Source organism: Streptomyces sp. NBC_01669 (genome assembly GCF_026339735.1).
GTDB classification, from domain to species: Bacteria; Actinomycetota; Actinomycetes; order Streptomycetales; family Streptomycetaceae; genus Streptomyces; species Streptomyces yanii.
In genome coordinates, this window is record NZ_JAPEQG010000001.1 from 4,854,321 (window position 1) to 4,866,462 (window position 12,142).

At 71.6% G+C, this 12,142-nt stretch carries 5 protein-coding genes; 1 reads left to right on the top strand and 4 read right to left on the bottom strand.

The window, feature by feature from the left end; translation table 11 throughout:
* Positions 1-57: 57 nt before the first annotated feature.
* The 4 genes from OG972_RS21750 to OG972_RS21765 all read right to left on the bottom strand — a co-directional run bounded on the left by OG972_RS21750 (position 58) and on the right by OG972_RS21765 (position 10,214).
* Positions 58-2,061: an NAD(P)-binding protein gene (locus OG972_RS21750; protein WP_266983927.1), complete on the bottom strand. Its 2,004-nt coding sequence runs from the start codon at positions 2,059-2,061 to the stop codon at positions 58-60.
* 39 nt (positions 2,062-2,100) lie between these two features.
* Positions 2,101-7,107: a DNA repair ATPase gene (locus OG972_RS21755; protein WP_266983928.1), complete on the bottom strand. Its 5,007-nt coding sequence runs from the start codon at positions 7,105-7,107 to the stop codon at positions 2,101-2,103.
* A 239-nt stretch (positions 7,108-7,346) separates the two neighbouring features.
* Positions 7,347-9,461: a flotillin family protein gene (locus tag OG972_RS21760; RefSeq protein ID WP_266983929.1), complete on the bottom strand. Its 2,115-nt coding sequence runs from the start codon at positions 9,459-9,461 to the stop codon at positions 7,347-7,349.
* A 93-nt stretch (positions 9,462-9,554) separates the two neighbouring features.
* A complete protein-coding gene (locus tag OG972_RS21765; protein WP_266983931.1) occupies positions 9,555-10,214 on the bottom strand; it encodes a hypothetical protein in 660 nt (219 codons plus the stop codon).
* A gap of 300 nt (positions 10,215-10,514) precedes the next feature.
* Here OG972_RS21765 and OG972_RS21770 point away from each other — a divergent pair, with 300 nt between their 5' ends.
* Complete coding sequence (locus OG972_RS21770; protein WP_266990646.1) at positions 10,515-11,585, top strand: CdaR family transcriptional regulator; 1,071 nt, start codon at positions 10,515-10,517, stop codon at positions 11,583-11,585.
* Positions 11,586-12,142: the final 557 nt, after the last annotated feature.

Consider the following 12,142-nt stretch of genomic DNA (forward strand, 5'->3'; position numbering starts at 1 on the left):
AAGTGCGGGGCTCACCAGGCCCCGCCCGCTTCCCGGTCGAAGGTGGACCGACAGCCTCTAACGCGGTGTCACTGCCCGTCGTCTGCGGAGCAGTTCCGCGAGTCCGCGCCGGGTCGCCGCGATCACCACACGGTCCTCGGCGCGCAGCACATACCCCGGGTGCAGGTTCCAGATCAGGCCCGACGGACGGTCCGGGGAGGCGGGTGCGACGGTCGTCAGGTCGGGCCGGCGGTCCTCGTGCGGCGTCGCGTCCAGGGCCAGCACCCTCCATGCCCCCGCCCGGAAGGCCTGCTCGACCGTCCGGCCCTCCAGCTGCGGGTGGCCCGCCACCTCGATCGCGGCGAACAGCATCACCTTCCGCTCGACCGGGATCGCGCCCAGGATCTGCCGTCCCATCATCGCGACGGCGAAGGACGGGGCGGCCAGATGGGAGACGGACCGGGAGCGGGTCAGGGCCTGCGGGTGGGCGGTGCGCAGGGTGCGGTAGACGGCGGTGGCGAACTCGTCGTCGAAGAGGCGCAGCGCCACCCGCAGATCGGGCTTGACCGAGCGGGCGTAGAGCGCCGCCTCCAGGTTGGTGGTGTCGATACTGGTCAGGGCGAGAAGGGCGCGGGACCGCTGGATCTTCGCGGCTTCCAGGACGCCCTCCTGGGTGACATCCCCGAGGACGACGGGTACGTGCAGCCGCCGGGCCACCGGGATACCGCGCGCGTCCGGGTCGTCCTCCACGCACACCACTGGGATGTCGAGCTCGCGGAGCCGGACCAGCACCCTCGTACCGATCTTGCCGAGCCCCAGCAGCACCACATGGCCGGAGAGTCCGCGCGGTGGGCGGCGCAGGGACGACGCCGTACGCAGGGAGCCGAACGCTTCGAGGACGCCCGCCACCAGCAGCGGCAGCAGCATCAGGCCGGCGATTCCGGACAGCAGTTGGATGATCTGCCGCGCGGTGGGGTCGCCGATCGCCGGGTCACCCATCCCGAAGAGGTCGAGCAGGGTCAGGTACGCGGCGTGCAGGGGGTGGTCGCCTGTGGTGAGGGTGGAGGCGACGGCGAGGGCCAGGACCGCCGAGCCGACCCCCAGCGCCGACCAGCGCAGACGGCGCGAGAAGATCTGGCTCAGCGGGGCGCTGCGGCCCCCCATGCGCAGTTTCGGACCATCCGGTGCGGCCTCGCGGATGGCTTCCAGGACCACCGTGCCGCGCCCGGTCGCCGCAGCCACCTGTTCGTGATCGGGCAGGAGTCGGGGTCCTTCGGCGCCGCTGCTGTCGGATCCTTCGGCGCCCGCCGGGTCGTGGGTGGTGGAGGAGAGCAGGGCGAGCGTGCAGAGTCCGGGGTCGGCGACCTCGCCCTGCCGGGGCGGGGTGCGTTCGACGGCCCGCAGGAGCAGGCCCTCCGCCTGGACGACCTTGCTGGAACCGGTGAGCGCGGTCGCGGCGAGTGCCGGGGCGGCGGTGTCGGCGTCGGAGAGGACGGTGGTGGACGCGTCCAGCGCCGTCGGGTCGAGTCCGGGGACGGCGACCGCGGCGGCCTGGTCGAGAAGGGTCTCCAGGTACTGCCCGAGCTTGCGGTTGTAGAGCCGGATGACCAGCCGGACGCGGGGGTTGAGGCGGCGGGCGGTCAGCGCGGCGCGGATGTTGCGCTCGTCGTCGTCGTAGACGAGTGCGAGTGCGGCGGCGGTGTCCACACCCGCTTCCTCGAAGGCCTCGTCGGACGGCTCCGCAGCCTCCAGGATGCGGACCGCCTCGACGCCGCCGTTGGTGTCGTTGTCGGAGTTTCCGGTGGTCCCGTTGCCGCCGTTGCCGCCGTTGACCAGGTTGCGGTTCATCGCTGCCGACATCCGGCCGAACAGCGTTGCCGCGCGGCCGCGTTGGGTCAGCGGCAGCTCAGGTCTGCGCGGATCGCGCCCCGGCGGGAGCAGCAGTGTGACCCGCTCCCCGTAGACGTACCGCAGCTCCACCGCCAGCCGCCGGGCCAGTGCGTCGTCGCCACAGATGACCATGTGGCCGCTGAGGGGGGAGCGTTGGGGCTGCTGGGGAAGTGTGGACACGAATCCCAGCATGCCTTGCCCACCTCCCGGTGTTCGACTCATTCCGGCCGGTCAGTGATCTTTGTGTGTCGTCGGGGTGCGTGGAGCCGCGTGCCGGGCGGACTGCTCCGGGCCCGCGAGCAGGTGACGTGGGTCCGATGCGCGGACGATCGCGGCCTCGACCGCCGCGATCCGGTCGGAGAGCAGGCCCAGTGCCGCGACCGCCCGCGAGGCGGTGTCTGCGCTGCTCGGGTGGGGTCGAGGGTTCGGGGAAGCGGTGCCGTCCGGGCCGCCGAGTGCCTGGGTGCGTACGTACGAGGCGGTGATCGCCGCCCATCGGTCCGCCTGTTCGGCGGTGAGGGTGCCGCGCAGAGCCGCCAATTTCAGCAGGTTGGACTCGGCGCCGGTGGTGAGCGTCTGGGCCTCGCCCGCGTAGTGGTCGTCGATGACGGCGGCCAGTTCGGCGTCGTTCATCACGGGCACGATCCGCTCGGCGATCTTGTTCATGTTGCGGTACGAGCCCTGCAGCCGGAAGGGCGGCTCGGTACGCGTCGCGTCGGTCTGCGCGGCCGAGGCGATGTACGCGGCGTTCACGGCGAGAACGGTCTCGCGGGCGGTCACGAGGTGGCGCAGGACCGCGGTGATCCTGTCCAGCTCGGCGGGGGTGTACGGGTGGTCGAGACGGTCCGCATGGGCGAGGGGGCCTCCCTCGCTCGGACGGAGTCGGGAGCTTGGGGAAGGGTCCGTTCCGGAGGCCAGGCGGACGAGCAGCGCGAGGTCCTCGCGGGAGCGGCCGGCGAGGGGGGCCAGCACCGGGTTGGCGGTCAACGCGTTCTCGATGAAGCTCAGCGCGAAGACGTCGTCGCGGCCGCTCAGCACCTCGCCCAGGTTCCACACGTCGGCGCGGTTCGCGAGCATGTCCGGGATCCGGAACTGTTCGCCGGACTCGGTGTACGGGTTGCCCGCCATGCACACCGCGAACCGCTTGCCCCGCAGGTCGTAGCTGCGCGGCTCGCCGTCCCGGACGCCCTCGATACGGCGGGTGGCGTCACAGAGGGGGATGAACTTCTGGAGCAGTTCGGGTGACGTGTGCTGGATGTCGTCCAGGTAGAGGAGTGTGTTGTTGCCCGCCTCCAGTGCGAAGTTGATCTTTTCGATCTCCCGGCGGGCGGTCGCGCTGCGTGCCTGCGCGGGGTCGAGGGAGGTCACGTCGCGGCCGAGCGACGGGCCGCTGATCTTGACGAGTACCAGGCCGAGCCGGTCGGCGACGTACTCCATGAGTGTCGTCTTGCCGTAGCCGGGCGGCGAGACGAGCAGCAGGAGGCCCTGCGAGTCGGTGCGCCGGTCGGCGTCGGCCGTGCCGAGCTGCTTGGCGAGGCTGTCGCCGATCAGCGGCAGGTACACCTCGTCGAGGAGCTGATTGCGGACGAACGCGGACATCACGCGCGGCCGGTGGTCGTCGAGCCGCAGCCGGGCGCGTTCGGCGGTGATGAGGGCGGTGCGGGTTCGCTGGTAGGCACGGAAGCCCGGGACGGTATCCGCACGGAACTGCTGCGTGCGGGCGAGGAGTTCATCGAGGCGGACGGTCAGGCGGCCACGGTCGATGCGCGGATGGGTGCCCAGCAGGCCGTCCACGGTCGCCGAGAGCGGTGCCTCGCAGTCGTAGCGGGTGAGCTCCGGCTCCGGACAGAGCTCGACGGCGACCGCCTCGGCGAGATCACCGCTCGGGAGGTCCGTTCCGCTCGCGGATGCGTACGAGGTCAGCCAGCCCTCGACGAGCTGGCGGCGCGCGGGGAGGTCGTCGCGGAGGACCTCCAGATCCTCGTCGTACGCCGAAGTGCCGGTGGTGCGGCGGAACTTGTCCAGGAAGGTGCGGGCGGTCGCGCTCGTGACGAACCCGGCGGGGCCCGAGGTCAGCTCCTCGAAGAGGTACGCGGCGACGGCATGCGCGTCATCGGTCCCGATCCTGGTTGCCCACTCCTCCTGGAGTGCGGTGATCGCGGGCGCCAGGCCGAACGTCTCGCGGGCCCGGGCCAGGGAGGCGGCCCGGCGCGTCCAGGAGGCGCGGAGGGTGTCGTCCGTGTCGTACGTCCAGAAGAGCTGCGCCGTCGCCCGTACCGAGGGCGGGACACGCAGCAGGCCGGCATCGGCCCGCAGTCGCAGCAGCGTGGTCAGGATGGCGGCGGCGTCCTCGTCGTGGACGCCCCGCTGATATCCCTCGTCGTACGCGGCCGCAGCCGACTCCCTTACGAGCAGGGTGAGGTCGGCCGGTTCGCGGGCGGCCAGTGCATCCGCGCCGTGCTCGTCCAGGAGGCGGGCTGCGAGGTGTTCGGCGCGGTAGACGGACGGGGATTCCGAAGGCAGCAGTTGGTCCCAGTACGGGCGGGTCGCCTCGAACGCCGGGTCGGTGACCGGAGCCCGGTAGTCGGTTCCGGTGACGGCGAACGCGAGCCGGTCCCCGGAGGGAACGAGCGTCAGGTCGAACGGCTGGGTGTTCACGGCGAACCGGTGCCGGCCGAGCCGGATCGTCGCCCCGCCGTCCGCGTACAGCTCGCTGCGATCGCGCAGGGCCCGCCCCGCCTCCTGGCGGGCCGCCTTCAGCCGTCCGTCGAGCTCCTCGGCCCGCACGGGGTCGCCGAGCCCGCGCAGTTCGTCCGCCGTGCGCCGGACCTTGGCGACCATCGGGTCGGAGGCGAAGTACGTGTGGACGGCGTCCAGGTCCGGGAGGGCGGACAGGCGCCGGGAGACGGTCTCCAGGACCCGGGCCGCCGAGTCCGCCAGGCGTTCGGCGCGGCGGGCGCGGTCATCCTGCAACGTCTGCTTACGGGCCGAGAACGCCTCGTACACCTCGGTCCGCCGCTCGGCCAGCTCGGCGAGGAATCCGTCGTACTCGGCGAACCGGGACTCCAGGTTCTCCAGCTGAAGCAGGAGCCGGGCCAGTTGTTCGTCGCACGCGTCGGGGGAGTCCGTGACGGCCAGCGCACCCGTGACCGCCTGGCCGAGCAGGGCGAACTCGGCGGCGAACTCTGCCCGCCCCTCGTGATCGAGGAGCTCACGGCGGCGCGCGTCGAGCGTGGCCCGGGTCCGGTTCACACCGCCGAGGACCTCGGCGATCCGTTCCAGGATCGATGTGCGGACGGTCGCGTCCCCGATGTCGAGCCCGGCGACGACATCGGTGACCGTCGCGAGCCCGTCCGTCATCTCGGTCAGCCGGTCGCCGAGCGCGGTCGAGTCGGCGACGGTGGCGAGTGCGGACGCGTCGGCGGTGAGCTGCTCGATGTCGTGGTGGTAGCCCGTGAACGCGTCGTCCCGGCTCAGGAACGCGACCGCGCGCTGGGCGGCGGAGGTGAGATCGGTGGCGGTGGCCGCCGTCAGCTCGGCGATCCGGTCGGTGTCCGCGTACCGCATCTCGCCGAGCGTCGCCAAGTGGCCGTGCGCGCTGCGCAGTTCGGTGAGCTGGGAGACCCAGGCGGCGGCCGAGCGCGGGGCTTCGCCGCGGATGCGGCGGACGAGCGCGGTCAGGTGGTCCGCCGCGCCGTTGAGTGCCTCGGCGGCCTGCCGCGTCAGCTCCTGCACCGTCTCGAACTCGGCGAGGACCTGCTGCGCGGTGTCGTGAAGGGCGGTCAACGGGCCGCTGAGCGAGCCGAGTTCCGGGTCGGTGAGCCAGTGGTAGCGGTCGGTGGTGCGGATGCAGTCGGCGACCAGCCGGGCGTACATGGCCGTCGTCGGCGTGGTCCGCGTCGCGCTGTTCGCCAGCGCGAGACAGTCGGAGATGCCGCGTACCAGATCGGCGTTGCCGACCCGGGCGAGCGGACCCGTCCCGGCCGGGCGGGAGGCGGCATGGGTGTCGGAGACGTACGGGGTCTGCCAGCGCTGCACCGCGTGCACACGGGCAGGTTCGGTCGACGCGGTGTCCTTGAGGAGGACGAGGGTGCCGTCGTCGAGCAGCGCGTGGCCGCGGCAGAGCAGCGGGGTGGCGACCTCCTGGCGGATCAGGTTGTAGGGGAGAAGAAGGCCGCGGCCGTCGTCCCGGGAGCGGAAGAGGTAGAGGACGTCCTCGCCGTTGGGGGAGCGGACGGCCCCCTCGAAGACCGGGTCGGCGAGCGGCTCGGCGAGGTCGAAGGTCTTGGCGGCGCCGGTGGTGAGATACGTGCCGCCGGGGAAGATGATCCCCTGGTCCTCCGGCAGCCGGTGGCAGGCGGGCCCGATGGCGTCGAGGCGCTGCACGGTGGAGAGCAGCGTGTTGAAGACCAGGTGGCGCCAGGCGTCCTCGTTGTACGGGCGGATCCGCAGCAGGATCAGGGGGCCGACCTCGGCGTACTCGACGTCGGCGTCGGCGAGGGATTGGAGGGGTTCGGTGACCGGCTCCTCGTAGATCCCGTGCGGTGTGTCGGTGTCGTCGGCCGTCTTGACGGTCAGGGTGCCGCCGAGGGTGTCGACGAAGAGCGCGCCGTTGCCGCCGATCGCGATGTGCGGGTGACGGCCGGGGATGTGCGACTCGCGGCCCGCCACGGTCCAGGTGAAGTCGTGCGAGGGCGGGAAGACGTGGTCGCGGTCGCCGCGCGCGTCGAGGAACGCGCCGGGGGAACCGTCCGGGGCGAGTGCCCAGCGCAGGACGCGGATGTCGTCGGCGGTCTCGCCGGTACGGAACACGGCGAGGAGCCGCCCGTCGACGCGGCGGAGACGGAGCAGGCGGGCGTCGCGGTAGTAGCGGTGCAGGGTGGTGAATTCACGTACGAAGGCTTCGTCGGCGAGGAGAGCGTCCCGGCCCGGTGACAGATCGGGCCCGTGGAGGGTGAGTACGTCCCCGACCTCGGCGTCGCCGCGTGCGCCCGGTCCTCGCTCGAAGCCGAACAGCAACTGCCCGCCCACGGAGACGAGATCGCGGGGCACGGAGGGGCGCTCCGTACGGATCCGCTCGGTGGCCAGGAGACGGAGGCGCGTCGAACCGAACTCCTCGGTTCGGCGGGTGTTGAGTGCTTCGGCGCGGTGGGTGAGCTCGGTGGCCTGTGCGGTGAGGCGGCGCCGCAGTACGTCGTAGGTGCCGGCGTCCACGGTGGAGGTGGGGTCGGTGTCCATGCGTACGGCTCCCTGCGAGATGTGGGTCGGGTGGCGCGGCCGCCGGCCGCGCTTTGTCCTCGAACGCCGGACGGGCTCGAAGTGGCCGCCCTTTCGGGCCCGTCCGGCGTTCGAGGGCGGAACCTCACCGGTCGGGCCCGAGGCGCGGGTGGGCGCTCGGGAGGTGGCCGTCCCATCAAGCCCGTCCGGCCTCCGAGGTCAGAGCGGCCACCCCGGCGCCCGGGCTCGACGTGCCGCGCCTACGCCACCGGCGTCCCATTGCGCGACACGGGTACATCAGGGGCATCCGCCAGCGCCCCGACCGGCAGGTCCGCCAGACCGAGCCTTCGCGCCGAGTCCAGCAGTTGGCGGATCTGTCCGGCATCCGCACCCACTCCCGGCGCCGCCAGCATCCGCATCAGCAGCGCCGACACCGTCAGGTTCTGCACATCGCCCGTAGAGACCGACCCGAGCACCCGCGTCAGGTCGTCCGTGAACGACGACGACCCGTTCAGCCACGGGCCTGCGAGTGCCTTCGCGGTGTCCGAGTTCTCCACGAACCCGTCCACGCTCTTGCCGAGCGAGATCGACGAGACGAGCCGGTCGAAGAAGACCGAATCCCCGCCGACGATGTCGATGTCCGCGTTCTCCAGACCGGTGGCCAGGACCGTCGCCTGCGCCTGCGCGACCTGCCGCTGCACATCGAGCCCGGCCAGCCGGATCTCCTTCTCGGCGGCGAGCCGCAGCCGGTACTCCTCGTGCCCGCGCGACGCGTCGTCCAGCGCCGCCATCGCGGCCGCCTTCTCCGTGAGCCCGGCCGCCTCCGCCTTCAGCTTCTCGCCGATCATCGCCGCGTCCGCCGTGGCCTGCGCCTGCGTGCCCTCGGCCGTGGCGAGAGCCTTCAGCCGCGCACCCTCGGCCTCGGCCTTGAGCCGGGCGGACGTGGCCCCGGCCTCGGCGAGACCGGTCTTCTCGATGACATCGGCCGCCGCCTCCCGTACCTGCACCTCGGCAAGTCCGGGCGCCGCGGACTCCGCCTGGACGCCTTCGGCGAGCCGCAGCTTGGCCCGGGCGTCGAGGTCCGCGCTCTTCAGCCGGGCCTCGGCGAGTGTCAACTGCTCCGCCGCCCGGTGCGTGGCCGCCGCCTCGGCCGCCTCCGCCGCCTTGATGTCCTTGACCAGCTTCTCCTGGGCCTCCGCCTCGGCCGCGATGATCACCGACTTGCGGGTGCGCTCCGACTCCTCGACCGCCCGCAGCGTCTTGATGGACTCCTCCTGCTCGGCGACCGTACGGTCCACCGCGATCCGCTCCCGGATCACATCGGCGACCTCGCGGCGCTCGGCCTCGACCTCCTTCGTCGCGGCGATCCGGTTCAGCTCGGTCTGCCGTTCGCGACCGATGACCTCGATCAGCCGGTCCTTCTCGATGCGCTCGTTCTCCACGGCGATGACCCGCTCGCGGTTCTTCTGCGCAACGGCGATCTCCCGCGCCTGGTTCTCGCGCTGGATGCCGAGCTGCTCCTCGGTACGGATGAACGCGGCCTGCGCGCCGAGCCGTTCCTCCTCCTGGACCCGGGCTGTCGCCGCCTCCTCGCGCGCCCGTAGCGTCTCGACCTCGCGCCGCTGCTTGATCTCGGCCTCGGCCTGCCGGCGCTCCAGCTCCAGGATGGTCTCGCGGGCGTCGACGTTCTGCCGGGTGATCTCCTTCTGCTCGGTGCGCTGGTACTCGTTGGTGCGCACGTGCTCGATCGCCGTCAGCTCGGTGATCTTACGAATGCCTTGCGCGTCGAGGATGTTGGCGCCGTCGAGCTGCGCCATCGGCGTCTGCTCCAGGTGGTCGATCGCCGCGTCGTCGAGGTGGTAGCCGTTCAGGTCGGTGCCGATGACCCGGATGATGCGGTCCCGGAACTCCTCGCGCTTGGTGTAGAGATCGACGAAGTCCAGCTGCTTGCCGACCGTCTTGAGTGCCTCGGCGAACTTCGCGGCGAAGAACTCCTGGATGGCGGCCTTGTCGCTGGCCCGCTCGGTGCCGATGGACTGGGCGACCTTGATGACGTCCTCGACGGTCTTGTTCACCCGTACGAAGAAGTTGATGTGGATGTCGGCGCGGATGTTGTCCTGGCAGATCAGGCCTTCGCGCCCGGTGCGGCGCAGCTCGATCGTCTTCACCGAGATGTCCATGTACTCGGCCTTGTGCAGGACGGGCAGGACGACGGCTCCGGTGAAGGTCACGTCGACCTTCTTGGTCTTGGAGATGATCAGGGCCTTGCCCTGTTCGACCTTGCGGAAGAGCCGGCCGATGACGAGGAGCAGGGCGATCGCGATGAGCAGGACCACGGCGACGAGCACACCGAAGCCCAGGGAGATGGCATCCATGACAGTCCTTGGCGGCTGGTGAGGAAGGTGAGAAGTGCGGGGCGCCCGGCGGAGCGGGCGGTCGTGTGCCGTGCGCCCGGCGGAGCGGGCGGCTCAGCGGGTACGGCGTCGGGAGCGCGGCAGCGGCCGTGGGGGCTTCGGCGGGCCCGGGTCGAGCGTCACGTCGTACGGCGAGACCCAGAAGAACTCACCCTCGTCGTCGTACGCGTACAGGAGCCCCGCACTGCCCGCGGTGAACGCCGCCTCATCGGTCTGCCGCAACAGCCTGACCTGCACGATCGCGGTCGAACCGTCGGCTGCCGCGACCTCGGCCTGGCCGAAGTCGGAGCTGACGGAGCCGGTACGGACGGTGCAGACCCGGCCGAGGAAGTCCTTCCGGGACGGCGGGAGTTCGGCCGGGAAATGGCGCCGGTAGCGGTGGACGAGGATCCGGACCACGGCCCAGGAGATCAGCAGCGCCCCGGCGAGCACGGCGCAGGCGAGTGCGGCCCGGGCGGTGCCGGTGACCGCGCTGCGGTGCAGCAGGACGGACCCGGCCAGGCCGGTGAACCAGGCGACGACGACCATCACGGACACCGAGACGGCGACCGGCACACCGCCGATCCCGGCCAGGTCGGTGTCGAGGTCGGTGTCGAAGGAGTGATGGTCGGCCGCGCCCGTCAGGACCAGCAGCCAGAAGCAGATGACGACGATCAGAGCGGCGCCGAAGAGGACGGCGGGAAAGGAGGATGCGGCTCTCAGGAACTCCTGCATCGGTCCACTCCCCCTGCCTGTCGGAGGGGGTGCGGTGGATGGGGCGTCCGGCGGTGACTCCGGTGGCCGCGGCGCCGCCGATATGCGGCGTCGCGGCTGCCGGGTCGTCCCCCCGTCCCCGTATCCCCCGTATTCCCCCGTGTTCCCCCGGTTGGGGCTGGGCCTGATCATGACAGCCGACGTCGTCGTCTCGCACTGCCGGAATCCGGCAATCTTTGTACGTTTTTGATGCCGGGCACCGACACCTGCTCATACGCGTTGAGTGGGTGTCAGTGACGCATCAAAACTGGAGGCATGGGCGTGCCGGAGCCGGAGATTCCCGACGAGTATCTGGGGGAGTACGCCCACATCCTGGAGGAGGTCGCGGAGACCGGCCGCCGACTGACCCGTGATGAGCTGGACGCCCGCCGCGCCCTGGGCCGCCAGGCGGCCGAGGCGGGATTCCAGCTGCGCGCCCTGGTCGGTCTCCATCTGGCGGCGACCCGCACCGCCTGGCCGCGCGCCACAGCCGCGCACCCCGCGTCCACCGACTGCGTGCTGGCCGCGGTCGAACAGGCCGTCGATGCGATCGCCGAGGGGTTCGAGCGCGCCCAGCGGCTCACCGTGCGGCGGGAAGAGGCGGCGCGCCGCGAGTTCATCGACGATCTGCTGTACGGGCGCAGCGATTTGGGCCGGCTCGCCGAGCGGGCCACCCGCTTCGGGCTGCGGCTGTCGCGCGCCCACGCGGTCGCGGTGGCGACGGGCCCGGCGGCGTACACCGAGTCGGATGCGGTGCCCCGCATGGTGGAGGCGGCGCTGCTCGCCCGCTTCGACGGCCGGAAGATCCTCCTCACGACCAAGGACGGGCGTCTGGTCTGCATTGCCCCGAGCGCCCAGCCGGACGTCCTGCGCTATTTCGCCAAGCAGGCGCATGCGGCGACGGAGGGCGGCACGGTCGCGGTCGGCCGCCCGCACCGGGGCCCGGGCGGCGTCGTCCAGTCGTACGACGAGGCGCTCGACGCGCTCGACCTGGCGGACCGGATGGACCTGGAGGATCCGGTGCTGTACGCCGCCGACCTGCTGGTCTATCCGGTGCTGACCCGGGACCGGCAGGCGATGGCCGATCTGGTACGCAGTGAACTCGGCCCGCTCCAGAAGGCGCGAGGCGGCGCGGAGCCTTTGCTGAAGACGCTCGCCGCGTACTTCGACGCGGGCTGTGTCGCCGCAGAGACGGCCCGCCGGCTGGCGTTGAGCGTGCGGGCGCTCACCTACCGGCTGGAGCGCATCCATCAGCTGACCGGCTCCGACCCGTCCGATCCGATGCACCGCTACACGTTGCAGACCGCGGTGATCGGTGCCCGGCTGCTGGACTGGCCCGCCAAGGAACTCTGACGGCCCAGCCGGGACCAGGCGGCTTCTCAGAGCCTGTCGGGTGACCTCTGATCGGGCGGCCACGCCCTGGCACGCACGCTTCCCGCGTTGCCGAAATATCCTCGTAGCTCCTTCCCCAAGCTCTCAGCTTCGTTCGAGCAGGGGAGACCCCATCCGAGGACATCCCGCCGCCTTGGAATCGCACGCACCAGACCGCGTCCGCTATCCGATCGAAGGTCACCCGACAGGCTCTCAGAGCTTTTCCTGCCATCCCTGGCGGGCGCACGACGACAGTTGCGGCACCTCGCCGCGTTGTCGGAGCGCCCGGATACGCCCCGTATGAGGGCGCCCCTCCGCCCTGCGATGCACCGATCCGACGCCGCGCGCTGATCCACCAGGGATGACGGGACAGCCCCTGGCCCCGGCAACCCTCCCCACATGCGGGGATGCGGACCTGCCTTTAGCGTGGGTGCGGGGGATTTCGGGGGTGCGCACCGAGGGAGACCCGGACCATGGCTCGTCACTCACGTCATGCGCGGGAGCCTGTCGAGGGGGAGCCCTCCGTGAGTGGCACGAGA

Bases quoted from the DNA above. Each gene is read 5' to 3' on its own strand.
- OG972_RS21765 (WP_266983931.1), bottom strand. From the start codon at position 10,214: ATGCAGGAGTTCCTGAGAGCCGCATCCTCCTTTCCCGCCGTCCTCTTC.
- OG972_RS21755 (WP_266983928.1), bottom strand. From the start codon at position 7,107: ATGGACACCGACCCCACCTCCACCGTGGACGCCGGCACCTACGACGTA.
- OG972_RS21760 (WP_266983929.1), bottom strand. From the start codon at position 9,461: ATGGATGCCATCTCCCTGGGCTTCGGTGTGCTCGTCGCCGTGGTCCTG.
- OG972_RS21750 (WP_266983927.1), bottom strand. From the start codon at position 2,061: ATGCTGGGATTCGTGTCCACACTTCCCCAGCAGCCCCAACGCTCCCCC.